This is a genomic window from Cohnella panacarvi Gsoil 349, from assembly GCF_000515335.1.
Taxonomy (GTDB): domain Bacteria; phylum Bacillota; class Bacilli; order Paenibacillales; family Paenibacillaceae; genus Cohnella; species Cohnella panacarvi.
This window is the reverse complement of the sequence record NZ_KI911563.1, coordinates 3,104,653-3,127,830: the sequence shown is the minus strand read 5'-3', so window position 1 is coordinate 3,127,830 and position 23,178 is coordinate 3,104,653. Positions and strand designations below refer to the sequence as shown.

General features: G+C 56.3%; 23 protein-coding genes. 9 read left to right on the top strand and 14 right to left on the bottom strand.

All coding sequences use genetic code 11. The features are described 5' to 3' along the window. Positions 1 to 91: 91 nt before the first annotated feature. Positions 92 to 994 carry a helix-turn-helix transcriptional regulator gene (locus tag COHPA_RS0115070; protein WP_027086989.1) on the top strand — a complete coding sequence of 301 codons (903 nt, stop codon included), beginning with the start codon at positions 92 to 94 and terminating at the stop codon, positions 992 to 994. Here COHPA_RS0115070 and COHPA_RS0115065 read toward each other — a convergent pair. The 6 genes from COHPA_RS0115065 to COHPA_RS0115040 all read right to left on the bottom strand — a co-directional run bounded on the left by COHPA_RS0115065 (position 962) and on the right by COHPA_RS0115040 (position 8,546). Then, positions 962 to 2,242, bottom strand: coding sequence for an extracellular solute-binding protein (locus tag COHPA_RS0115065; RefSeq protein WP_084760726.1), 1,281 nt, complete (start codon positions 2,240 to 2,242; stop codon positions 962 to 964). The two genes, COHPA_RS0115070 and COHPA_RS0115065, sit on opposite strands and share 33 nt — an antisense overlap. Beyond that, positions 2,239 to 3,048, bottom strand: a complete 810-nt coding sequence (locus COHPA_RS0115060; RefSeq protein WP_027086987.1) for a response regulator transcription factor — start codon at positions 3,046 to 3,048, stop codon at positions 2,239 to 2,241. The genes COHPA_RS0115065 and COHPA_RS0115060 overlap by 4 nt, the downstream gene beginning before the upstream one ends. Next, a complete protein-coding gene (locus COHPA_RS0115055; protein ID WP_027086986.1) occupies positions 3,045 to 4,856 on the bottom strand; it encodes a sensor histidine kinase in 1,812 nt (603 codons plus the stop codon). The genes COHPA_RS0115060 and COHPA_RS0115055 overlap by 4 nt, the downstream gene beginning before the upstream one ends. A 102-nt stretch (positions 4,857 to 4,958) precedes the next feature. Continuing rightward, positions 4,959 to 6,569, bottom strand: coding sequence for an ABC transporter substrate-binding protein (locus COHPA_RS0115050; protein WP_027086985.1), 1,611 nt, complete (start codon positions 6,567 to 6,569; stop codon positions 4,959 to 4,961). Positions 6,570 to 6,643: 74 nt separating this feature from the next. Then, on the bottom strand, positions 6,644 to 7,525 hold the full coding sequence (locus tag COHPA_RS0115045; protein WP_027086984.1) for a carbohydrate ABC transporter permease: 882 nt from the start codon (positions 7,523 to 7,525) through the stop codon (positions 6,644 to 6,646). Positions 7,526 to 7,577: 52 nt separating this feature from the next. Beyond that, on the bottom strand, positions 7,578 to 8,546 hold the full coding sequence (locus tag COHPA_RS0115040; RefSeq protein ID WP_027086983.1) for an ABC transporter permease: 969 nt from the start codon (positions 8,544 to 8,546) through the stop codon (positions 7,578 to 7,580). A 530-nt stretch (positions 8,547 to 9,076) separates the two neighbouring features. Here COHPA_RS0115040 and COHPA_RS0115035 point away from each other — a divergent pair. Further along, a complete protein-coding gene (locus tag COHPA_RS0115035) occupies positions 9,077 to 9,976 on the top strand; it encodes an amidoligase family protein (RefSeq protein WP_027086982.1) in 900 nt (299 codons plus the stop codon). A gap of 175 nt (positions 9,977 to 10,151) precedes the next feature. Next, complete coding sequence (locus tag COHPA_RS0115030) at positions 10,152 to 11,156, top strand: DoxX family membrane protein (protein ID WP_027086981.1); 1,005 nt, start codon at positions 10,152 to 10,154, stop codon at positions 11,154 to 11,156. Between the two features lie 39 nt (positions 11,157 to 11,195). Here COHPA_RS0115030 and pdxR read toward each other — a convergent pair whose 3' ends face one another. After that, complete coding sequence (pdxR, locus tag COHPA_RS0115025; protein WP_027086980.1) at positions 11,196 to 12,575, bottom strand: MocR-like pyridoxine biosynthesis transcription factor PdxR; 1,380 nt, start codon at positions 12,573 to 12,575, stop codon at positions 11,196 to 11,198. A gap of 121 nt (positions 12,576 to 12,696) precedes the next feature. Between pdxR and COHPA_RS26265 the strand changes: the two genes are divergently transcribed. Both COHPA_RS26265 and COHPA_RS0115015 read left to right on the top strand, forming a co-directional pair. Then, complete coding sequence (locus tag COHPA_RS26265; protein ID WP_027086979.1) at positions 12,697 to 13,659, top strand: Atu1372/SO_1960 family protein; 963 nt, start codon at positions 12,697 to 12,699, stop codon at positions 13,657 to 13,659. A 64-nt stretch (positions 13,660 to 13,723) separates the two neighbouring features. After that, on the top strand, positions 13,724 to 14,647 hold the full coding sequence (locus COHPA_RS0115015; RefSeq protein WP_027086978.1) for an aldo/keto reductase: 924 nt from the start codon (positions 13,724 to 13,726) through the stop codon (positions 14,645 to 14,647). Positions 14,648 to 14,697: 50 nt separating this feature from the next. Here the strand turns inward: COHPA_RS0115015 and COHPA_RS0115010 are convergent, their stop codons facing one another. Continuing rightward, complete coding sequence (locus COHPA_RS0115010) at positions 14,698 to 15,432, bottom strand: hypothetical protein (RefSeq protein WP_156926677.1); 735 nt, start codon at positions 15,430 to 15,432, stop codon at positions 14,698 to 14,700. Continuing rightward, positions 15,399 to 15,773, bottom strand: a complete 375-nt coding sequence (locus tag COHPA_RS23600) for a sigma factor-like helix-turn-helix DNA-binding protein (protein ID WP_027086976.1) — start codon at positions 15,771 to 15,773, stop codon at positions 15,399 to 15,401. The genes COHPA_RS0115010 and COHPA_RS23600 overlap by 34 nt, the downstream gene beginning before the upstream one ends. A 120-nt stretch (positions 15,774 to 15,893) precedes the next feature. Between COHPA_RS23600 and COHPA_RS0115000 the strand changes: the two genes are divergently transcribed. The 4 genes from COHPA_RS0115000 to COHPA_RS0114985 all read left to right on the top strand — a co-directional run bounded on the left by COHPA_RS0115000 (position 15,894) and on the right by COHPA_RS0114985 (position 18,955). Then, positions 15,894 to 16,364, top strand: coding sequence for a cupin domain-containing protein (locus tag COHPA_RS0115000; protein ID WP_051421755.1), 471 nt, complete (start codon positions 15,894 to 15,896; stop codon positions 16,362 to 16,364). Between the two features lie 88 nt (positions 16,365 to 16,452). Further along, the gene (locus COHPA_RS25855) at positions 16,453 to 16,614 is read left to right on the top strand and encodes a hypothetical protein (protein ID WP_169733268.1); all 162 of its coding nucleotides are present in this window, start codon (positions 16,453 to 16,455) and stop codon (positions 16,612 to 16,614) included. 141 nt (positions 16,615 to 16,755) lie between these two features. Continuing rightward, the gene (locus tag COHPA_RS0114990; protein WP_027086974.1) at positions 16,756 to 18,072 is read left to right on the top strand and encodes a phytoene desaturase family protein; all 1,317 of its coding nucleotides are present in this window, start codon (positions 16,756 to 16,758) and stop codon (positions 18,070 to 18,072) included. Further along, positions 18,062 to 18,955: an RNA polymerase sigma-70 factor gene (locus tag COHPA_RS0114985; RefSeq protein WP_027086973.1), complete on the top strand. Its 894-nt coding sequence runs from the start codon at positions 18,062 to 18,064 to the stop codon at positions 18,953 to 18,955. Before COHPA_RS0114990 ends, COHPA_RS0114985 begins: the two co-directional genes overlap by 11 nt. Before the next feature lie 282 nt (positions 18,956 to 19,237). Here the strand turns inward: COHPA_RS0114985 and COHPA_RS0114975 are convergent, their stop codons facing one another. The 5 genes from COHPA_RS0114975 to COHPA_RS0114955 all read right to left on the bottom strand — a co-directional run bounded on the left by COHPA_RS0114975 (position 19,238) and on the right by COHPA_RS0114955 (position 23,108). Next, positions 19,238 to 19,738, bottom strand: coding sequence for a GNAT family N-acetyltransferase (locus tag COHPA_RS0114975; RefSeq protein ID WP_027086971.1), 501 nt, complete (start codon positions 19,736 to 19,738; stop codon positions 19,238 to 19,240). Continuing rightward, complete coding sequence (locus COHPA_RS0114970) at positions 19,735 to 20,724, bottom strand: glutathione S-transferase family protein (RefSeq protein ID WP_027086970.1); 990 nt, start codon at positions 20,722 to 20,724, stop codon at positions 19,735 to 19,737. The genes COHPA_RS0114975 and COHPA_RS0114970 overlap by 4 nt, the downstream gene beginning before the upstream one ends. 4 nt (positions 20,725 to 20,728) lie before the next feature. Further along, positions 20,729 to 21,244 carry a DinB family protein gene (locus COHPA_RS0114965; protein ID WP_027086969.1) on the bottom strand — a complete coding sequence of 172 codons (516 nt, stop codon included), beginning with the start codon at positions 21,242 to 21,244 and terminating at the stop codon, positions 20,729 to 20,731. 75 nt (positions 21,245 to 21,319) lie between these two features. Further along, on the bottom strand, positions 21,320 to 22,210 hold the full coding sequence (locus COHPA_RS0114960) for a DMT family transporter (protein WP_245590349.1): 891 nt from the start codon (positions 22,208 to 22,210) through the stop codon (positions 21,320 to 21,322). 37 nt (positions 22,211 to 22,247) lie between these two features. Then, positions 22,248 to 23,108, bottom strand: a complete 861-nt coding sequence (locus COHPA_RS0114955) for an NAD-dependent epimerase/dehydratase family protein (protein ID WP_027086967.1) — start codon at positions 23,106 to 23,108, stop codon at positions 22,248 to 22,250. Positions 23,109 to 23,178: the final 70 nt, after the last annotated feature.

The window sequence follows — 23,178 nt, the reverse complement described above, 5'->3', positions numbered from 1 at the left end:
CAGTATAGGACGTGATACAATGACCATAAATGGATGATAGAGACGTCTTTTGTACGATAGCGACTTTTATTGAACGGGGAGGCGCTCTGATATGCTAGCCGTGAACATGGATATTCTGCCTAAAATCCGCTTGGCCGGGTTCGTCTCTTACAAGACGCCTTGGATTCATTTCAAGCGCAACACCGACGAATATCTTCTATATTTCATCAGAAGCGGCGAGTTGCACATGCGGGAGAACGGAAAACCGTACATCCTGCGAAGAGGCGACGTCTTCGTATTGGAGCCGAACCTAGATCACGAGGGCATCGAGAGGCATGCGTGCGACTATTACTACGTGCACTTCAGCCATGCCGACATCGAGTCTCGCCCGATTGCCGATACGAAATCGCTCGCCAGACGGGTTCTTCTCGAGGAGGAGCAGTCCGGCTCCGACGACGATTCGAACATCTGCTATCTCGGCAAGCATTTCACGATGACGAATAAGCCCGCCCTGCTTCAAGCGTTCCGAGGCATGGACGAGCTGCGCGAGCTGTATTATCGCAAGCAGTACAACCGTAATCTTACCGCGCTCAGATTCTCCCAGCTGCTGATCGAGTTCTCCCGCGAGAATCTTCTATCCGAGCTTCAGAAAGCCGACGGCCGAAGCTCCAAGTCGCTTCTGAAGGTGCATGCGCTGTTAGATTACATTCACCACCATTACGTCGACCGAATCACGAGCCGACAGATTGAAGAAGCGATTGGCGGAAACTTCGACTATTTAAACCGCATTTTCAAGCAAAGCACCGGTTATCCGATCGTCCAATACGCGAACAAAGTCCGAATCGACCACGCCAAAGAGTTGATTCAGGCCACTGATCTAAGCATAGGCGAAATCGGCTATTCGACCGGCTTGAACGACCCTTACTACTTCAGCAAAGTGTTCAAAAAGCACGTCGGTCTGTCCCCGCTCCAGTACCAGCGTTCAATCGCCGGCGAGCCGCGCATCGATAGCTAAGGATGCTTCGTTCAAAGCGGTTCTCACGTCCTCGCCCTCGACGAATATACGCTCCAGCGCATCCTTGTACAGCTGCTCGATCTCGTTCCATTGCGGAATCGCCGGTCGATAGAACGCCTTGTCGATCCCTTCGAGATACGGCGCGATATACGGGTTGTCCGCGCTCGCCCCGTCCTGCGCCCGAAGCGCTTCCGTGTTCGTCGGAATGAGCCCGGCCTTGAACATCGTAGCCTGCGTCTCCCTGCTCATCATCCAACGAATGAAAGTCCATGCTTCTTCCTTCACCTTCGTCCCCTTCGTCAGGACGAGGCTTTCGCCGCCGATCACCGACCCGTACATTCCTAACGAGGGAAAAGGGGCAGGGAGAGTCGTCTGCAGCACGTTGGCGCTACGGTTCGCGGAATTCAGTAAAATGCTGTAATACCAAGGTCCTTCGTCGATCATCAGCACGCGGCTGTCCGTATGCACGTCCTTCCATAAATCGCCTTTACCGTCTAGTATATGCGGATTGAGCATCCCTTCTTGGAACAGCTTCAACAGCGTCTCTACCGCATAAATGCTAGCCTCGCTATTCAAATACCCGTTCGTCATCGTGAACCGTTCGTCCGAAAGCTTGCCGCCCAGTCCGAAGAAATACGGCAGGCTTCCCCACATGTCGAGGCCCGACATCCCGATGACGTAGTGGCGTTCGTGGGCAAGCTCCACGACTTCCATGAGCGATCCCGGCGCCGCCTCGCGTCCCGACTCGCTAAGCAGACGACGGTTGAAGATCGCCGCCTTCGTCGTTATGTTGAGCGGCAGGCCGAACAAGCGGTCGCCGACCCTGTTCGATTCGAGCATGTGCTCGCGAAGCGGCTTAGCTACCGTCTCGTAGTCCGGGAACTGGTCGAGCGGCAGCAGTAAGCCCCTGCTCGCGAATCTCGGCACCCAAGCGTAATCCAGCCGGATCACATCCGGCGTCTTGTCGGCAGCCGCACGGGTCATTAGCGCGCCTAGATACTCTTGATTGGACGCCTGCCTGACCGACTGAATGCGGATTTCCGGATGCTCCTTCCGGAAGGCGGGAATAACCCGCTCCTCGAACACCCTCGTCTCCTCGTCGCTGTACGTATGCCAGACGACGACCGTCTTCACCGGCTCGTCGTCCAGTTGGCGCACGTCTTTATGATCCTCGATGATCCCCGATTGCAAGCACCCCGTAAGCAGCAACAACGAGCATAGGGCGACAGCAACTAACCTCCGTCTCATAGCCCCGGCTTTCCCCTTTCGGAGTCGAATCGGCCGTGCCCGTAGCGCATCCGGTAATCGATAGGCGATAGGCCGCAGTTTTTCTTGAACAGCTTGCTGAAATATTTGACGTCGTTGAAGCCTGCTTGTTCGGAGATCACGTAAATTTTGAGGTGCGAATCGGCTAGCAGCTCCTTCGCCTTCTCGAGGCGCAAGCCGATCACGTAATCGATGAAGTTGTGTCCGGTCGTCTTCTTGAACAGAACCGAGAAATAGCTTTTGCTTACGTGTACGGCATCCGCTACCTCCTGCAGCGTGATCGTCCTCAAATCATGCTTGCCGATATACTCGAGCGCCTTTTCGATCGGGTTGTGCTCGGCGTGCAGCTCGGGCTCGCCATGCGCCCGTCCGCGAGGTTCCGCGGTCGACGCCGACGGTTCATGCTCCTCCTCGTCCAGCCTTTCCTTGCATTTGCGCAGTGCCGCAAGAAGCTCCTCCGGCTCCAGCGAATGCTTCAGAATATAATCCACGACGCCCAGCTTAAGCCCCTCGCGGACGTATTCGAAATCGTTATAACTGCTCACGAGAATGACCTTGCAGGACGGATTCAGCTTCATGACCTCGCGCGTGAGCGTCAAGCCGTCCATGAGCGGCATCTTAATGTCCGTAATCACGATATTCACGGGCTGAGACAGCATCGCGTCCAGCGCCGCGACCCCGTTCGCGTACTCGCCGACCACCTCGAACCCTTCCTTGCCCCAGTCGATCAGCGCCTTGATGCCGAACCGAATAATCGGCTCGTCGTCAACGATCAGAACTCGAATCATGTTGTCTCGCCCCCATTGACCGGTTTAGGATACAAAACCATTCGCGCCGTCGTCCCTCCGCCCTCGTGGCCGAACAAGACCAGCTCGGAGCCGCGGTCGAAGTAGAGCTCGATGCTCTCATAGACGTGCCGCAGCCCGATGCCGGCATGTCCGTCCCGCACCGCGTCGCGGACCGATTGCTCGATGGCCTGCTTTTCCGGCAGGATCCCGATTCCATTGTCCCTGATCGTTATGACGACGGCCTCCTGCTCTTTGCCGACCTCGATATCGATCTCTCCATCGATGTCCAGCGGCACGATGCCGTGGAAAATCGCGTTTTCCACGAGCGGCTGAATCAGCATCCGCGGAACGAGGAACGATGCCGCGTCGGGGTCAAGCTTCAAGCTTAGCCTGAACGTCTTGTTGTATCGCAGCTCGAGGATCGCCAAGTACTTCTCGATAATGTCCATCTCTTCCTCGATCGTGAAGAAATGTCCTTTCTTGCCCATATTCGCCTCAAGCAGCCGGATTAACGACGAAATGCCGTCGAACGCTCGGTCCGATTGGCCGTATTTGATCAGCCACCTTATCGTGCCTAGCGTATTGAACAGAAAATGAGGGTTGATCCGGTGCGTAACCGCCCGAAGCTCCGCGTCCTGCTTCTGCCGCTGCTCCGCCGATACTTGCTCCATCAAACGGTCGATGTCGGCGATCATGCGGTTGAACTGGCGGCTCATCAGCCCGAATTCGTCCTGCGTAACGATCTGGGAGCGGACCGACAAATCCCCCATCTGTACCTGCTTCATTTGCTTCGTCAGCTGCTTGACGGGACGGGTGACTCTTCTCGCGATCACGAGTCCGATCAGGATTCCGACTAGCGTGAACGCGATGAACGACAGCAAGATTTGATGATGAAGCGTATCCAATCTATCCGTGATTTCATGCTCCGGAACGGTTCCGACGATCAGCCAGCCGTTGCTCAGCCGCTGCTTGACGCCGTAATACGCGGTATCGCCGCTATAGAACTCGAACTCCACCGCCGTATTGCCGGTAATGTTGCGAAGCAAATCCGGATTTTCTACGAATTTATTGATTTTCTCGCGGTCCGGATCGACCATGACTCTGCCTTCCTCGTTGACGACGAAGAAACCGCCCGTGTCGCCCAGCTTCATTCTCTCGATGTTGTCGAGAATTTTGCGTCCGTTCAGGTTGACGAGGATATATCCGATGCCTGTCATCGTCTTATAGTCTTCGAGCACGCGGCCGATCGGCAGCACGAGCTCCGTATTGTCGCCGCCCCCGCTGAAACGGTCCTCTTGCAGCCCATTCCACGACAGGCCGCCGTTCTTCAGCTTCGCTTCCTTCACCCAGTCCAATTGTTCAAGGTCGTATTGCGCCAACTTTATTTTGGAGAACGTCCCGCTCCCCCAGCTGTTGTTGTTGTCCTTCAGCACATAGACGATATTCACGAACGAGCTCGTATAGACGAGATTGTTCAGGAAGCTCTTCAAGTACTCCTCGGTATCGCGCCAAGCCTTCAAATCCTCGCCGCTGCTCGGATGGCTGGGGCTGGCTACGAGCTGCTGGATGCGCAGGTCGTTCGAGATCAAATCCGCGACGTCGCTGCCCGCGTTCAGGATGAAAGATAAGGAGTCCGCCGCCTGCTGCGCGATCTGCACCGACGATTCCCGTACGTTGTGCTTCACCGTATTGTTCGATACGAGGTAAAAGGAAGCGCTGGTGAACAACGTCGGCAGCAGGATGACGATAACGAACGCGGCGATCATCTTGGTGGCGAAACGGTTGAAGATGCGAATGTTACCGATCATCGTGCTCCCCCCTCTTATTTACCTCAAGATCATTGTACAACAGCCTCCGGTAAAATCGGGAAAAGACATCACCCATCGAGGATGATGTCTTTCCGATCTTATTTATTTGCCGTTAGCCGCACGCCATGCGTCGACTTGCTTCTGGGCCTCCGCGATGACTTGGTCCATGCCTGCAGCCTTCATCTTTTCGATGAACCTCGGCAAATTCTTCTCGGGATCCATCTGGCCGGATTTGATGCCGTCCTCGAATTCCTTCTTCACGTTGTCGAGCGCAATCAGCTCGTTCTGTACCGGCTCGGAATCGAAGACGAAGCCGAACAAGCGGGATTGCTTCTGCGCGATCAGCCGGTTAAAGCTTTCGTAGTTGCTGTACTTGTTCGGGTCCTCGCCTTGGCGCGTGTAGTTCAGCATTTGGTTGCCGATCTGCCACATGATGTCGTGATAGAAACCGACGGAGTCTTGCGTCTGTCCGTCCGGCAACGCGACTTGACCGTCCTTGAGCACATGATGCTTGCCTTCGATGCCGAAGTTGAACAGCGTGAGCAGCTTCTGGTCCTTGAAGAACAAGTTCAGCAGCATCATGGCGCGAGCCGGATCCTTGGACGTCTTGGAGATCGCCTGCATCGTCGCCGTCAGCTTGCCGGTCTGCAGCCTGTCGGTGTTCATCGGCACTTGGATTATCTCGATGCCCGTCGCGACGCTGCGGCTAGGCATCGGCTTAGGCTCTCCGATGTTGGAATCCGCTACGATTTCCATGTCCGCCATCGTCGCGAACGCTTTCTTAGCCTTGAACTTCTGCCAGATGTCCAAACCTTGCGTCAGGCCGTCCTTGTTGATATAGCCTGCTTGGAACCATTCGCGGGTGAGCGACGCCAGCTCTTTAAAGCGAGGCATGTCGTATCTCGACACCACCGTATAATTGGAAGCGTCCGTGCTTACGTCGATCCCGTAGCCTCCGATCACTTCGTCCATGGAGCTCGATCCGAAGTAGGCGTCGAGCGGCCAAGCCGGACCGACGAACGGCGTCACGCCGGGCTCGTTCTCCTGAATCGTCTTCAGCATCGGTTCCAGATCCTTAAGGTTGCCGGACTTCAGCACGGTAAGGTCGAAGTTGTACTTGTCGACAAGCTCTTTGCTGAACGCGATGCCTTGTTGGTTGCCAAGCTCTTGGTGCGTGTGGATGCCGTACAATTTGCCTTGGCGGCGAGCCGCGTCGTGGTAGTCCTTCTCCACCGCTTCGATGTCCGGCCCGTATTGGGCGAGCAGATCGTCCAGCGGCAGGAGGCCGCCTTTATTCACTTGCGTCTCGAAGCCGAGCCAGCCAGCGGTGAAGAACAGATCGAATTTGTCGCCGGAAGCCATCATCAGGTTCGTCTTGTCGCCCCAGGAGCCCCAGTCGATCGGATTCAGCTTCACGGTGACGTTCAAATCCGGGTACGCCGTACTCAAATACTCGTTCATCGCGTCCTCGACCGAGTCTTGATCCTTCTGCGGCGCGTCCGGGTATACCATGACGACTTCGTAAGGCTCCAGAGCCTTCGGCTCGTCGGATGGAGAGGTCGACGGTTCCGTCTGCGCCGACGTTGTCGGGCTAGGCGTTGTCGAAACGGTATTCCCTGCGTTGTTGTCGTTGTTCGAGCATCCCGCTAACGCCATGCCGATCACCAGCAACGTCGATAACAGGAGGATGGAGCTTGCGCGTAACTTTTTCACTTGTTTTCCCCCTTAGCAAAGTGTGTCTCGCATGCATCTATTACTAAATCGGGCGGCCGGTCCGGCCTCCGAGTTTAGCCCTTAACCGCGCCGATCGTCAGGCCTTTGACGAAATACTTCTGCAGGAACGGGAACACGAGCGAGATCGGCAGAATCGCCAGCATCGCCATCGCCATCCGAATCGATTCGAGCGGCGGCGTTATGATCGCGGTCGAGCTATACGCCTTATTCGCGATCGATTGTAGGAACAGGGCGTTAAGGAGCGTTTTGTTCAGAAAATATTGCAGCGTGTACAGCTTCTCGTTATTGATGAACACCAAGCTCGTGAACCAATCGTTCCAATAGGACACGGTGACGAATAGGCCTATCGTCGCGAGCACGGGCAACGACAGCGGGAGAATGATGCTGAAGTAAGTGCGGTACTCGCTCGCGCCGTCGATCTGAGCGGAATCGATCAAGGACGGCGGAATGCTGTTCGTGAAGAACGTCCTCATGATGAAAATGTTGAACCCGCCGATCAGCCCGGGGATGATCAGCACCATGAGCGTGTCCTGCAGATGGAACATCCGCGTATAGACGAGATACCACGGCAGCAAGCCGCCGCTGAACAGCATCGTGAAGAATACGTAGAAGCTTAGGAAGCCGCGCAGCGGGAATTCTTTGCGCGACAGCGAGTACGCCATCGCCGAGGTGACGAACAGGCTGACGACCGTCCCTATGATCGTTACGAGAATCGAGACTCCGAAAGCCCGACCGATCGTCTCCGCGTCATGCCGCAAGTAGCGGTACGCCGTGAAGTCGAAGTTGTCGGTCCAGAAACGGTAGCCGTACGTACTGATGTCGTTCTCGTTCGTCAGCGATACCATGAAGATCAGCCAGAGCGGAATCAAGCAAGCCAAGCTGAGCAGGAACAACGGGATGAGAACCAGCGGATTCGTTCGATTCTTCGGTGTCATCTTCTCCTCCTTGATTAAATTGAATCTTCGTCAGGCTCGAACTAACTCGCCCTTAGAACAAAGCGTTATCGCTGCTGAACCGTTTGACGATGCGGTTTACCGTGATGACGAGAATGAAGCCCACGACGCTCTGCAGCAAGCCCGCCGCGGCAGCAAGCCCCGTATCTCCCGTCACCAGCAGCGCGTTGTATACGTAAGTGTCGATGACCTCGGTCGTGCTCTTCAGCATGCCGGACGCCATCGTCGCCTGGTAGAACAGCCCGAAGTCCGCGTTGAAGATCCGTCCGATCGCGAGCAGCGTCATGATGATGATGACCGGCGTTATGAGCGGAACCGTAATCTTCGTCATCTGCTTCCACCGGCCTGCCCCGTCGATCCGCGCCGCTTCGTAATACTCTTGGTCGATGCCGACGATCGCCGCCAAGTACACGACCGCCAAGTAACCGACCGACTTCCAGGTGTTCACGATCGTCAGAATGTACGGCCAATATTCCGGCGACGCGTACCAGGCGATCGTCTCTTTGCCGAGCGGCTCGAGAATCGATTTGTTGATGAAGCCCAGCTCCGGATTGAGGAAGCCGTAGACGAGGTAGCCGACGATAACCATCGAGATGAAATGCGGCAGCAACATCGTGCTCTGAAAAAACTTGGAGAGGATCCGGTTCCTCACTTCGTTCAGCAGAACTGCAAGCAGTACGGCCAGCACGGTGTTGATGGCGAGGAAGGTGAAGTTGTACAGAATCGTGTGTTTGATAATCATCCAAGCGTCGTTCGAAGCGAACATGAACTTGAAGTTGTCGAACCCTACCCAATCGCTGCCGAGGATGCCCTTCGTATAGTTCAGGTTTTTGAACGCCAGAAAAATGCCGAACATAGGCAGATAGTTGTTGACGAACAGCAGCGCGAACCCGGGAATCGCCAGAATAAGCAGCGAGCGATACTTCCAAAGCCTCTGAAGCAGCTTCTTCTGCGGCTTCGAAGCGATAGTCTCAGTTGCAGGCGCGATTATACTCGTTGCCATGGGATACTCCTTTTGCTTTGATAGCTTCATTATCCCGGGGAGCGACTGCTGATGAAACCGCTTTAAATTCGAAATGGGTGTACTTTATCGCCAACAAAGTTCGAGAAAAGGTGTAATTTATTCCGAAATCTCGTCGGCAGCGAAAAGGAATGCACCTTTATGGGCGTTTGGCGGGGGGGACAGCGGAAGAAATACCTACAATTGTGCAGGCGTTGCATCCATTCGAATAAGACGCAAAAAAGTACCTGTAAAAGTACAGGTACTTCTTCACTTTTCCGGGAAAATGGGCTGAGGGCAGGGTAGTAACTGTATTTTCGCAGGTCATGTGACTTTATCAAGCGCTCGACCATGAATTGCCTGTATCATTGCAGTTATTTTCCAGTCGGAATGATATAATTTACTCAACACACCAACAATCAGGAGGAAAGCCCATGCCTAAACAAAAAGTGCCTCGCTAAGCCCGTGCCCCGCCACACTCCGGTTCATCGCAGAACGTATCATTCCACAATGAACCGGGAGGACGAGGAAAAATGATAGGTAAACGGATAGATTGGAAAGAGCTTAAATTTGGCGTTGAGATTGAGTTCATAGGCGGCGGCGATCCGAAGCAGATTGAATTGCTGCCCGGATGGGTCATGGCGTTAGACGAGCTGCAGATCGACGAATCCGGCGAGGAGTCCGGCAGCGAGCTCAAACCGCCGCCGATCCGATGGGAAGACCGCGGGCAAATCCGAGCGATGCTAGCGAGGCTTCGGGCTGCAGGCGCTACAGCCAACTGGAGCTGCGGTATCCACGTTCATGTCGGCTTGGAGCCGTGGGGAGAAAAAGCGATTCCCTTATGGATCGAGGCGGCTTTGTCCTATCAAGATGCACTGAGAACGTTGCTTGATACGAGCGAGGACCGACTGATCTACTGTCCGCCTGTCACGCCGGAGATGCGGGAATGGTCTCGCACCAATCCTACAGGCGAGTCGCTCTGCCGCCCAGGACGTCCCCAGTCCCATCGCTGCGGCATAAACCTGGCAGCTTGGTTCGACATCGGCACGGTCGAAATTCGTTACGCGAACGGCTCGCTGGATGATGATGAAGTGTTGAATACGATCGAGCTGGCATTGCGCTTCGTCGCAGCCGTTGGCGAAGGGCGAGAGCTGCCTAAGGAAGCTGCAGCGTTAGCTCGCGCGCTCGACGCGCCTTCAAGCGGATATCCGCCGGCACAACCCGCACCGCGATGGTACCGGGAGCGCATGTGGTTGGAGGATATGCTCATTCCGGTGTTGACGCCGATAGCGGCAAGCCTCGTTCCGGACGGCGAGATCCTGCACATCTTCCCCGAATCGGGCGGCCTCAGGGTCATTGTCGAGGATCCGAAGGACGGCGCCCCGCATCTGGTTCGGGTCCGCCCGACGACCCATGGCTGGGACGTCATATAGATGCGAATTCCCCCTCTCCGGAGGGGGTTTTTCTATGCCTTCCCGTAAGGGTAACCCCGAATCCATCTCAGGGATTTTCCCCGCCACTTTCAGAGTCGCCCCCTATTGGATCACTATGCTGCTTCCGATAGGATAAATATAGAAATCCATTTTCGGTTATTAAGGAGTTTTCAACATGACGCTCAAGAAACGCATCATCGTCCCGCTGCTTGCCCTGCTCGGTTTATGCATACCTACGCTTGCCTCGGCGCATGTCAAATGGTTCACGGAGACGCCTCCGGCGAAGGAGACCGTCGAGCAAATTCTTTCGCCCTTCTTCATGACCGTCGCGATCCTGACCGCCGCGTTGCTGGCGTTATTGACACAAGTGCTGCCGGTCCTGATGCGCATTCCCGCGCTGACCCGCTTGGACCGCACGGTCGAGAACTGGCGCTTCCTCTCGTTCCCGCTGCTGCAATACGGCACGGCGATCGCGATGATGTGGGGAGCAGTCGAAGGAAAGCTGTTCGCTCCGGAACTGGAATTGCACGGCACGGCCGCCATTACGGCAGTGTGGGCGGCTGCCGCAATCCTGCTTATCCCGCACCATTATGCAACGAAAGCCGGCGCAGGCATTCTCCTTGGCTTGTTCATCTATAGCATCGCGGAGTACGGACTGTTCCATCTGCTCGATTACGGCTTCTACCTCGCGCTCATCGGGGCGCTTGCCCTCCGCCAGACGAAGCTTGAGCGCTGGGCTTTCCCGATTCTGTATCTGGGGACAGGATTATCGCTCTGCTGGGTTGCCGTGGAAAAATGGATTTATCCGAACATGAGCCTCAACATCGTCGAGCAGCATCACATTCCGACCTTCGGCTTCGCGCCGAGCCACTTCATCGTCCTGTGCGCCTTCATCGAGTTCGTCGTCGGCTATTTGCTCGTCGTCGGCATCCTGAACCGCGTGCTGTCGATCGTGCTGACCTGTATATTCATCACGACGACGATGCTGTTCGGATACACCGAAGTCGTAGGCCATTTTATCATCCATATCGTATTGCTTATCTTCATCGTCGAAGGAACGAGCTTCTATAAGCCCCCCGTCGACATGCACGAAGGCGCGTTGAATCGCATCGTATTCGTCATGCTGAACTTCCTGTTCGTGCTGGCGACGTTCCTGCTCATCTATTATCGATTCGCTTAATAAGCAAGCGGCGCTCTCGACGGCGAGGGCGCCGCTTGTTTACCTTATCGCGGACCACGCCCGGCTTAACGCTTGCACGCCTTGGCTCATTTGCGATTCGTTAACCCCGCCGAAACCCAAGTATATCTTCGCGTTGCCGCCCATAGATCGGATGTGCGGGTCGGGGCTTCCGTATACGAGCACGCCTTCCTCTCTCGCCAAGGCGATCAGCGCGTCCGCGTTCGCTTCGACCTTCACCGACAGCTCGATATGCAAACCCGATCCGCTGCTCCCGATCCGTACCGTGTCCGGCATATGGCTGCGGACGAGGCGAGTTAGCGTCTCCAGCTTCAACCGATAGATCCTGCGCATGCGCCTGATGTGCCGGAACCAATGCCCGCGGGAGATGAACAGCCGCATCGCCCACTGGTCCATTCGCGAAGGAGCGGACAGCGTATGCTCCAGGGACTGCAGCTTGGCAAGCAGCTCGGGCGGCAACACCATATAGTTCATGCGCAAGGACGGCGTGAACATCTTCGAGAACGTTCCGATGTAGATGACGACGCCGTGCTTATCCATCCCTTGGAGCGACGGGATCGGATTGCCGGAAAGCCGCAGCTCCCCGTCGTAGTCATCCTCGATAATGTAGCCTTGGTTGGCGTACGCCCACTGAAGCAATCTCTGCCTCTGCAAGTACGGCATCGGATCTCCCGACGGCCTGTGGGACGGTGTGGCGTACAGAATTCGGAAAGCGTCGCCCCGAAGCCCTTCCTCTTCCAACGAATACGGCACGATATGGAACCGGTGATCGGTGAAGTAAGACCTTACCTGCGCGATTCCGTGTTCCTCTATTCCCACGTTGACGTAATCCCCGAGCAGTCTGGACAGCAGTTGAAGACTATAAGAGATCCCCGTCCCGATGATGATCCGGCTCGGATCGCACGCGACTCCCCGCGAGTTCCGCAAGTACTGCGCCACGCTCTCCCGCAGCTCGTATTCGCCTCTAACGTCGCCGTACTCATGAACCGAACCCGCATGAATCGATAACGCCTCGCCCATAACGGATTTCCATTGCCGTAGAGGGAACGAGTCCCCGTCTATCGTGAGCAGGCTGAAATCGATGAACGTTCCCCCGGGCGACGGTGCTCGATCCGCGATTCGATCCGCCATCTCCTTGCGCTGCCGCTGCGGCTTCGCCGCGAGCGGGTTGACAACGATCAGGCCCGAGCGGTTTTTGCTATAGACGTAGCCTTCCTCCAGCAGCATTTGATAGGCGATTTCCACGGTCGTCTTGCTAATGTTCAGTTGCAGCTTCAAAGATCGAACGGATGGAAGCTTCGCGCCATCCGCGATCGCGCCCTCCTGAATCAGGGTGCGAATATGCTTGTATACTTGCGCGTAAAGCGGTTCGTCTCCATGAAAAGCCAAGGTTAGCTCCATGCGGCCACACCCTCATCTGTCCTCTAAATAAGTTGCCGTTCTGATCCTTACTATCGGGTCACATTCATTATAGACTCGGTACAAGACATCGGCAATTTGTTAACTATGGGGGTATTCCATCATGAAAATGGCATTCATCTTGTTCGACGACATGACGACGTTAGACCTGGCGGGTTTCCATAATGCCGTCACTTGGCTCAAGAAGCGCAACCTCATGGAATCGTTAACGTGGGATTTCTGCTCCGACAAAGAAGAGGTAACGGACGATCGGGGAATGAGGATAAAAGCGGATCGCGTGCTGCCTCCTCTATCGGAGTACGAGCTGATATTCGTTCCCGGCGGAATGGGCACGAGACGACTGGCGGACGACGTCGCTTTCGTCGACTGGATTCGAACCGCGCGAGACGTGCCTTATAAAGCCTCCGTCTGTACGGGCGCTCTCCTGCTCGGGGCTGCGGGGTTCACCGGCGGCAAGACGATCACGACGAACCCGTTCGCCTTGGAGCTTCTGAAGCCTTACTGCAAAGAGGTCGTGAAAACCCGGGCCATGCGGGACGGGGACGTATTCACGGGCGGCGGAATTACGGCTTCCGTCGATCTCGGCTTGTTCGTGGTCGAAACGTTGACGAACAAGGAAACCGCGCAAGAGATTCAGCGCTTGATGGATTACCCTTACTACGTGCCGAGCGCGAGCGAGCCGGCGGCTAAATACGCGAACTGCGCGATCGTCGGCAACTTCGTCTACGTCTCGGGCAAAGGCCCTTCCGGTAACCCTAAAGGAAAGTTAGGGGAAGCATACACGACGGAAGAAGGGTACGAGCTGGCCCGCAACGCCGGAACCGAGGTGCTTGCCGTGCTGAAATCCGCCTTGGGTTCGCTGGACAAAGTGAAACGGGTCGTGAAAATCCAAGGCTTCGTTAACGCGACAGCCGGTTTCGAAGAGCACCATAAGGTGCTGAACGGGTGCTCGGACTTGATGCTCGAGATGCTCGGAGAGCGGGGAAGTCACGCCCGATCCGTATTGGGCGCGGTGTCCTTGCGGGACAATCTGCCGGTCATTATCGATTCTATATTCGAGATTTGAAACTGCTTCCCGGGTGTGCCACAATAAATAAGGTTGATAACTTATTCATTGGAGGTACATAGCCATGAGAACGATAAAGCTAGGCACCAGCTCGTTGGAAGTTCCCGTCGTCGCGGTCGGGTGCATGCGCATTAATTCGCTGGACAAGCAGCAAGCGGAACGATTCGTGAAGACGTCGCTCGAGCTGGGCGCGAACTTCTTCGACCACGCGGACCTTTACGGCGCGGGCAAGTGCGAGGAGATTTTCGCGGACGCGATTCAGATGAGCCCGAGCGTACGCGACCGAATGATCCTGCAATCGAAATGCGGCATTCGTCCGGACAAGGGCATGTTCGACTTTTCCAAAGAGCATATTCTTGCCTCGGTGGACGGCATTCTTAAGCGTCTGAGAACCGATTACCTGGACGTCCTGCTGCTGCACCGTCCGGACGCGCTCGTGGAGCCGGAAGAAGTCGCGGAAGCGTTCGATCAACTGGAACGTTCGGGCAAAGTGCGCCACTTCGGCGTCTCCAACTTGAATCCGATGCAAATCCAGCTGTTGAAGAAATACGTCAAGCAGCCGATCGTCGCCAACCAGCTCCAGCTGAGCATCACGAACGCGACGATGATTTCCCAAGGCTTCAACGTCAACATGGAGAACGCCGCAGCCGTCAACCGCGACGGAAGCGTCCTCGATTTCTGCCGTCTGCACGACATTACGATCCAGCCTTGGTCGCCGTTCCAATACGGCTTCTTCGAAGGCGTGTTCCTCGGCAACGAGAAGTTTCCCGAGCTCAACAAGAAGATCGACGAGGTTGCGGCGAATTACGGCGTCAGCAACACGACGATCGCCATCGCATGGCTGCTCCGCCATCCGGCCAACATGCAGCCGGTCACCGGCACGATGAACCTCGAGCGCTTGGCGGACTGCGTCAAGGCGGCCGAGATTAAGCTGACGCGCGAAGAGTGGTACGGCATCTTCCGCGCGGCGGGCAACATTCTTCCTTAAGTCCATAAGCGGATACAAGCGAAAAAGCACCCTAGCGGTGCTTTTTCCGTTTACCGTGCTTGCAGTCCTTTCATCACCGCGATCAAAGCTTCCTTGGTCATTGTCAACGACGGGGTGCCGACGGTGTATAACAGCGAGCGGTCATCGAACGTTTCGATCCATTGCAGCGATTGAAGCCGGTTTGTTTCGGTGAAGATGAACGGTTCCTCCAGCCTATATTGCACCTCTATACCATCCACTTCGATTTTTTCCAGTTCGGTCGCCCCCATAACGCTCCTGAGGCCGCCTTTTTGGTTAAACCACTGCGTGCTGATGAATATTTCGTCTCCTGATGGATTGCGATAAATCGATGTTAAGGTTGGGAAGGACATATCGGTAAACTCATCCACTCTTCTCCATACATCCGTACTCCCATGTGCCTCGGATTCGCTCTTCATCTCCGGTAGGAGCTTCAATGCTTCAGGAGATATAGCCCCTCCGAAGTAGGATTCCTTCTGACCTCGTACGAAGTCTAATCCCAAAGCTCCGTTCGGCAGCCGTCTGACATTCCCGTCGCGTCCGGTTAGCGTCTTGTCCCATTCCTCGTAATTCGTCGCAGCCTCGGGATTAGAAACTAACAGAAGCTCCATCCCCTTCACTTCGGGAAAGATTCGGATGATTTCCGGCAAATAGACGACAGCGGACTCTCCGTTGCCCAATTGCGATTGCACGTCGACAAGTCGTTGGTGTATCCGGGCCGATTGCTCGCTGCTCAGCGCTTCGCCTGCCGTATGCCTAACCTCCACCTGCACCCGGTTATCCCCGAAACGAATCCACGTTCGCCGATCTCCTCGAAAGAACAATCCTGATAATACCTAAGCACGATGACCTCCCTATGCTTCATCGACAGCTTATCGACCTGCGCGAGGAGCTCGTATTGCTTTTCGGACTCGAGCACCTGCTCTTCGGGCTGTCTAGCCGAAGGGAGAACGTCCAATTCCCGGACTCTCGCTTGTAATCTGAAGCCCCGCCACACTCTTCGTTTCCAGTTGCTCGTCTGTCTGACTATGATGCCGTTAAGCCATGGTTTGAAAGGCTTGCCGAAATCATAAACGCTCAGCTGCCTCTTATTGGTCGCATCTTCCAAAAGGGTTCATTTTCAGCTTAGAAACGGAAAAGACCGCCCTAACATTCGGTATCTCCTTTAACCTTAACTAGGCGACTGCATAAGATAGAGCGACCGAAAAGTTAAAGGAGGCGCAGTCCCATTTATTACAACTGGGGAAATAACTATTATTGGAACCCGTACTATTCGAATCCATACAGAAACCTCGTATTGAAAGATTATGGTTCCACGCCGTTTGTCGTCAATATCGACGAGGCTGCCAAGCTGAACAACAATTACCGTACCGCCTTATGGACAGGACAGCATTTTCAAGTTACGTTGATGAGCATTAATGCGGGTGAAGACATCGGATTGGAAGTCCATCCGACGACCGATCAATTCATTAGAATCGAAGAAGGCCAAGGGCTCGTTCAGATGGGCGCCAGCAAAGACCGATTGGATTTTCAAACCATGGCGTATGAGGACTATGCGATTATGGTGCCTGCCGGAACCTGGCACAACGTAACCAATACGGGTAATCGACCGCTAAAGGTATACGTGATCTATGCACCGCCGGAACACCCGTTTGGAACCGTGCACCCTACGAAAGCCGTTGCGATGGCCTCCGAGTGAGAACTCCGGCGACGTACGCTTCTTTGCATAAAGTTCCCACCTCCTGCTTACAATAACGCTCGTGCTCGCACACGAAGGAGGTGTCTCCATGACCGATTCATCCAATCAGCCATCCAAAGCGGACGTTCAGACAACGCCTCTTAATAAAATGCCGATTCCCGGACAAGAGGACGTCGAAATTTCCGAAGAGGAAGTCGCCGAGGCGTTCAAGAACGCTCCGAACGCTCAATCGGGCAATCAGCGGCAATAACTCGAGCTGCACGTGGATACCTCTGCATAGGGGTATCCTATTTTTTTCGATCCTATAGGTTCTCGTTTCCTTCGCGCGTGTCACAGTTCGGTTCCGTTAATCGTCTTGTATGCAGATGACCGGAAAGGGTGGATCTACAAGATGAATAACGTCAATGAAACGATATGGGACGTCGTCGTAATCGGAGCGGGCGCAGCCGGACTGACGGCATCGATCTACTTGGCGAAGGCAGGCCGGAAGGTGCTGCTGTTGGAGAGAGGGGCGCAGCCTGGCGGCAGGGCCGCATCGCAAGAGCTGGCGGGCGCTCGCTTGAACCTTGGCCCTCATGCGGTCTATAAGAGCGCGCTTCGTATTCTGGAAGAGGTCGGAGTTACCGTTACGGGAGCCGCTCCCGGACAGAACGGGAAATTCTTGTTCGAGGGCGCGGACGGCGAGGAGGTTGTCGTCCCTCTCTATAAACTGATGCTGGGCTCCTTCTTGAAGTGGTCCGAGAAGTCGCAGATGATCCGGTTCTACGCCCGCCTGCGTAAAATGGACACTTCCGCGCTTCAACATGTCAGCCTGCAGGATTATCTAGACGAGCGCTTTGCCAGTCCGCGCGTGCGCGGCTTCGTGCAGGCACTCGTCCGCGTATCCTCGTACTGCAACGCGCCGGAGTTGGTCAGCGCCGGAGCGGTTATCGATCAGCTCAAGATGTCCCAAGTGCTGTACGTGGACGGCGGCTGGCAATCCATCGTCGACCAGCTCAAGAATCGGGCGCATCATGCGGGGGTTACGATTCACTCCGGCACGGTCGTTCGCGAAATTTCCGGCAGCTCTCCTCGGATGACCGTGCAGTTGAAGGACGGCTCGCGGTTGAGCGCACGCAGCGTATTATCTACGGCCGGACCGACGGAAACGCTGGCTCTCCTGGATTCCGAATCGGATGCTCCGGAAGCCGAGATTTACAAGCGGCTTGTGCCGGTCCGCGCCGCATGCTTGGATCTTGTCGTCTCCGGCATGCCGGAGCCGGCGACCAAATTCGCCTTGGGAGCGGATTATCCGTGGTATTACTCCAACCATTCGGCCGCCGCTCGATTAACGGACGATGCGCGGCGATCCGTTATCCATGTCATGAAATATTTGCCGCCTGCCGAGCCTTCGGATGCAACCCGGAACGAGCGGGAGTTGGAGCATTTTCTCGATCGGATTCAGCCGGGTTGGCGCAAGCACGTCGTGGAGCGTCGTTACTTGCCGCATATGACCGTATCCCATGCCGTAGTCACCGCATCGGGTGGCGGCTTGGCAGGCAGGCCCGGAGTCGCCGTTGCCGGTCGTCCGGGGCTGTACGTCGCGGGCGACTGGGTCGGGTCCGAAGGGATGCTTCTTAACGCTTCCTTAGCTAGCGCCAAAGAAGCGGCGCAATGTATAATAGCGGATATACGCATGGAAAAAGAAGGAATGACCCGTGGAGCTTGATTCCGTATACCGATCCTACAAACCGCTCATGTTGTCCATCGCGTACCGCATGTTGGGCTCGGTCGCCGACGCGGAAGATTTGGTGCAAGATACGTTCCTGACCGCGCAGCAGATGGAGAACGGCAAGAACGGCGGGCACGTGAACAACTTGAAGGCCTATCTGTGCAAGACCGTTACGAACCGTTGCCTCGACTATTTGAAATCCGCCCGGCGGAAGCGGGAAGTGTACGTCGGTCCATGGCTGCCGGAGCCGCTCGTGCAAAGCGCCGGCGAGATCTCCGGGCAGGACCCGCTCCAATCGGTCGTGCTGGAGGATACGATCTCGTACGCGTTCCTCGTATTGTTGGACCGGCTGACTCCCGTGGAGAGAGCGGTCTTCATCCTGCGCGAAGCGTTCGAATACGACTACGGCGATATCGCCGATTTTCTCGGCAAGACAGAGCTCGGGTGCCGCAAGATTTACAGTCGTCTCAAACGCAAAATCCAGGATGAACCTCCTGCCGAACTCCCGGCCTCTGCGCAGTCCGAACAGATGGTCATGCGTTTTCTGCACGCCACCGCGACGGGAGATATGGAGGGTCTGTTCGCTCTCATGACAGAGGATATCGTTCTCTACTCCGACGGAGGAGGCAAAGTGTCCGCCGCGATCCATCCGATTACGACGAGCAAGCGCGTCATCGCCTTCGTTCTCGGCCTCGCGGCCAAAGGCGAAACGCAAGGCGAAGTCCTCCTCGCGAAGATCAACGGTCAGCTCGGTTTCGTGCTCAGAAGCCCGAACGAGCCGTTCCCTATCGTCGTCAGCTTAGACATTCGCGACAACCGCATTCATCGCATTTATCTCATCCGGAATCCGGATAAGCTGCGGCATTTGAATCTGGCGTAACCGAAGGGGCAGTCCCGAGGGTCGATTGACCTCTCGAGACTGCCCCTTTGTGCGATGCTGCAACGTTGCGCGGCAACGCTATTTCGGCTCCCGGCTGTGGGCGCGCCGATGCAACGTTGTGCGGCAACGCTATTTCGGCTCCCGGACGCGGGCGCGCCGATGCAACGTTGCGCGGCAACGCTATTTCGGCTCCCGGACGTGGGCGCGCCGATGCAACGTTGCGCGGCAACGCTATTTCGGCTCCCGGACGCGGGCGCGCCGATGCAACGTTGCGTAGCAACGCTAAATCTCCAACCGATATGCCCGCACGTTAATGCCGTCGTCCGCAGGCTGAAAGTCGTGCTCGGGGAAGCGCCGGAAACCGAGCCTCTCATACAGCCGAATCGCCGGTTCCATGAACTCGCCGGTATGGAGGCCGATCTGCCGATACCCCTTATCCCGCGAGCGATCGACGCACGCCTCGATCAAAGCCGAGGCCGCGCCCTTGCCGCGAAACGTCTCATCCACGGCAAGCATTCGAATTTCCGGATACTCCGCGGCATCCGCCAATCCGTCATACGCGTTCGACTTCGGAGGGAACAAGACGACGCTGCCCGCGAGCTTCCCCTCGATCTCCGCAACGATGAATTCGGCGCCGGGAAGCTGGTCCGCCTCGGATTGCAGCGATTGCCTAAGCGCGTCCCAATGCCCGCTCGGGATGAGCTCGGCATAGGGGGAATACGCCTTCACCCTCATCTCCCGCAGAAGCGTCAGCTCCTCGGGTCTTGCCTCGCGCAGCTTCATCCCTCGCCACCGCCTCCAAGAAACTTGCCGTCCCGGTTGCTCAACCGTTCCCGCCCATGCGGAGTATCCCACGTCGCCGTATCCGGTCCTTTGGGCAGTATGGCAACCTCCGGCTTATCCGGATGAATGGTGATGGACAAGAAGTAGTGCCGCTTGATCGCATCGAAATCGGTCGTATCTCCGAAGCCCTGCGTCTGGTACAAATCGCGCGCGTAGCCCCACAAATGCGTAAATTCCCGAAGAAGATTGCGGTTCGTCCGGAACCCGCTGTAATAGGCGGCATCGAACCGGGCTAGCGTAGTATAAAGCCTGACGTCGGAATCCGTGATGAAGTCGCCATGCAGGAAGCGCCGAGTAGACAGCCGATCGTCCAAGTCGTCCAGTCTGGCGAACAACGTATCGTACGCCTGCTCATAGGCCTCTTGCGATTGCGCGAACCCGCACTTGTAGACGCCGTTATTCACCTCATGGAATACAACCTCGTTCAACGCATCGATGGCGCTGCGCAATCGCTCGGGGTAGAGATCCGGGGCGCCTTGCTTATGAAACGGGGCCCATGCGGTTTCAAGGTCATTCGTCAGCTTGAAATAGTCGTTGTTCGCCACGGTACGAGTTTCGATATCGATCATGGCCGGTACCGTCGGCCTTCCCGTATACCCGGGGTCCGCGTTGGCATACAGCTCGCTCATGTAGCGTACGCCCAGCACGGGATCTACGCCGTCCGCATCCTCCGCGAACTCCCAATCCACGCGGCCGATTCTCGGCCGCAACGGGCTTACCGTTCCAAGGCCGATGGCGTGCTCCAAGCCGAGCAATCCGCGCACGATGACGGCGCGATGCGCCCACGGACACGCCGCGCACCAGATGAGGCGATATTTGCCCGCTTGAACGGGAAGCTCTCCGGACCGTTCGCCGAACGGCGTAGTGAATCGATTGACTTGCCGGTTGAAGGACCCGTCCTTGCGAATTTCGGCGCTCACGGTCATCACCCTATCTCGAATATCTTTCGCGGATCACTTTCAAGTGGTGAAGCTCATGTCCGGCCAGAATATAAAACCACGCCCGGGCGGTCGATTCCTTGCCGTTAACGATCCCGGTGCGGGTCCAAGCCTCGTCGGAAATACCGGTCAATAGCGAGAGCGTCGCCCGGCGCACGGCCGCGTAATCCTCCACGACGGCGGCTATGGGCAGTTCGTTGAACGAGGAGTTGCGTATGAACGCATTCTCGTCGTATCCGGCCATCGGAGTCCGGTCTCCCCTCGCGATTCGGAGCGCCCGATAACTCATCACCCGTTCGTTGTCCGTCATGTGGCCGAGCACTTCTTTGAGGCTCCACTTGTCCGGCGCGTAACGATAGTTGCCTTGCTCCTCCGAGAAGGACCCGTATAACTCGGTCGTCGTCTTTAGGGATTGTTCCAGCACTTGACGGATATCCCCTTCGGGAACCAAATCGACGTATCTCCGAAAATACTCAAAATACTCCTCGTTCGATGGACGCGTTTGCATGCTCAGCCCTCATTTCGATCATTTTCTATCACTATACCATTTCGATACCGAAAGACAAGAAAAGCCGCCCCCTCGCTATTGGGACGGCCTTGATGGAGACGCGACGGCGGCGTTCCGCCTGCGCAGCGGGAAGTTGAGCAACAGAAACCCCGCCACGAAGATGAGCGTTCCGCCGATAATGTAGACGGTGATCGGATCGCGGAAGAATAAGTACGCCCACAGCACCGCGAAGAAAACCATGCTGTTGCCGACGATCGCGACGATCGCGAACGGGACCTTCTTGATCGCCTCGGCGAACCAGAAGAAGCTAAGCCCCGTGATGATGCCGAGCAGGATGAGCGCTCCCCAAGCCCAGACGGACACCGGCCCGATAAAGCCTTGCGAGTAGACCGGAAGCGGGGCCGATACCAGAATCGTGCTGACCAAGAAGATGGACAAGTTCATGTTGCCGTTGTCCATCGTCGTCAGGAGCATGCGCTGGCTTAACACGTGCACGGCCGCGCCGATTCCGGAGAGCGTGAACAGCAGCGTCGTGAGGCCGCTGCCTTCCGCCAGTTCGTCCAGCGGCGTGCCGTTCCATCCGACGACGAGTACGCCGACGACGCACAGCGCAGCGGCCATCCAGCCTCTAGGCGACACGCGCTCCTTGAACAGCCAGCCTGCCGCAAGCAGCAGCACGACGGTCTGGACGGGCTGCACGAGAATATTGCCGTAAGAGTATCCGATCTTGAGGGCAAGATTCTCGAATATATAGTTGATCGCCTTACCCGCCGCCCCGATCCAAATCCATTTCATGCCTAGCCGGATCTGCACTTTGCCGTCCCGGATGTACAGGTAGAGGACCAGGCACACGACGCCGAAGAAGAACCGCGCGAAAGAGATTACGGCGCTGTCCACCATCGTCGACGCCGTCTTGACCAGAACGCCGACGAAACTCCAGGCCAGCGACGCCAGCATGAGCAGCACGTAACTCAAGATGGCGCACCTGCTTCGCCGGATTCGTTTATTGGCCTAGCTGTTCGCGCCATCTGTACTTCGGCTTCCAGCCGAGCAGCCTCATCGCTTTCTCGCTATTAAGCAACGCTTCGTGCCCCTCGAGCGACGCGCGGAAGTCCGTCGTTTCCGGATAACGCGCGGCCATCAGCTCGCGGCTCGGAATCGCCATGCTCGTCTCGTCCGAACCCAGGTTAAGCGCCACGGAGCCTAGCCCCTCCGCTTCGATAGCCAGGCGGCATGCTTCCGCCGCGTCGCGAGTATCAATATAGCTCCACAAGATCCGCTCGCGCTCTTCCGGATTGTTGATCCACGACGGGAACCGCTCGTACCCCTCCGGCGGGATAACGTTGCCTAGCCGCAGCGACACGACTTGGATGCCCGTTCTGCGATGGAACATATCCGCCGTCTGCTCGTTCACGATCTTCGACAAGCCGTAGCTGTCCTGCGGCAACTGCGGGTGCGCTTCATCCATCGGCACGTACTGGGGGCCGAACGGATGGACGGCGAAACAGATTCCGTACGAAGATTCGCTCGAAGCGATGACCGCTTTCCTAATGCCTAGTCCCGATGCCGCTTCCAGAACGTTGTAAGTCGACATGACGTTGTTGCGGAACGTAACCTCTGGCGGAACCATCCCCGCCCGCGGAATCGCCGCCATATGTACAACCGCATCCGCGCCTGACAGCGCGCCATACGTTTGGCCTAAATCCTGAAGATCCACGATCAGCGTCGGACAGATTTGCTCCTCCGGCTGGCGCGTATCGACGTTCAACACCTCGTAGCCTTGCTCCACGAAATGCTTGACGACCCACTTGCCCAGCATGCCGCTTCCGCCGGTAACGACGACTTTCTTCGCTTGTTCGGTCATTGATGTTCCCTCCAACTCTCGGATTCTCGGATGTACTGTTCTAGACTAACAGACTTTGTTTATCGGGTAA

Coding starts and splice junctions, on each gene's coding strand:
- COHPA_RS0115055 (WP_027086986.1), bottom strand. CDS start 4,856: ATGATCGGTAACATTCGCATCTTCAACCGTTTCGCCACCAAGATGATC.
- COHPA_RS0115065 (WP_084760726.1), bottom strand. CDS start 2,242: ATGAGACGGAGGTTAGTTGCTGTCGCCCTATGCTCGTTGTTGCTGCTT.
- COHPA_RS0115035 (WP_027086982.1), top strand. CDS start 9,077: ATGATAGGTAAACGGATAGATTGGAAAGAGCTTAAATTTGGCGTTGAG.
- COHPA_RS0114965 (WP_027086969.1), bottom strand. CDS start 21,244: ATGCAAACGCGTCCATCGAACGAGGAGTATTTTGAGTATTTTCGGAGA.
- COHPA_RS0115045 (WP_027086984.1), bottom strand. CDS start 7,525: ATGACACCGAAGAATCGAACGAATCCGCTGGTTCTCATCCCGTTGTTC.
- pdxR (WP_027086980.1), bottom strand. CDS start 12,575: ATGGAGCTAACCTTGGCTTTTCATGGAGACGAACCGCTTTACGCGCAA.
- COHPA_RS0115030 (WP_027086981.1), top strand. CDS start 10,152: ATGACGCTCAAGAAACGCATCATCGTCCCGCTGCTTGCCCTGCTCGGT.
- COHPA_RS26265 (WP_027086979.1), top strand. CDS start 12,697: ATGAAAATGGCATTCATCTTGTTCGACGACATGACGACGTTAGACCTG.
- COHPA_RS0114975 (WP_027086971.1), bottom strand. CDS start 19,738: ATGAAGCTGCGCGAGGCAAGACCCGAGGAGCTGACGCTTCTGCGGGAG.
- COHPA_RS0115040 (WP_027086983.1), bottom strand. CDS start 8,546: ATGGCAACGAGTATAATCGCGCCTGCAACTGAGACTATCGCTTCGAAG.
- COHPA_RS0115060 (WP_027086987.1), bottom strand. CDS start 3,048: ATGATTCGAGTTCTGATCGTTGACGACGAGCCGATTATTCGGTTCGGC.
- COHPA_RS0114990 (WP_027086974.1), top strand. CDS start 16,756: ATGAATAACGTCAATGAAACGATATGGGACGTCGTCGTAATCGGAGCG.
- COHPA_RS25855 (WP_169733268.1), top strand. CDS start 16,453: ATGACCGATTCATCCAATCAGCCATCCAAAGCGGACGTTCAGACAACG.
- COHPA_RS0115070 (WP_027086989.1), top strand. CDS start 92: ATGCTAGCCGTGAACATGGATATTCTGCCTAAAATCCGCTTGGCCGGG.
- COHPA_RS0114970 (WP_027086970.1), bottom strand. CDS start 20,724: ATGACCGTGAGCGCCGAAATTCGCAAGGACGGGTCCTTCAACCGGCAA.
- COHPA_RS0115015 (WP_027086978.1), top strand. CDS start 13,724: ATGAGAACGATAAAGCTAGGCACCAGCTCGTTGGAAGTTCCCGTCGTC.
- COHPA_RS0114955 (WP_027086967.1), bottom strand. CDS start 23,108: ATGACCGAACAAGCGAAGAAAGTCGTCGTTACCGGCGGAAGCGGCATG.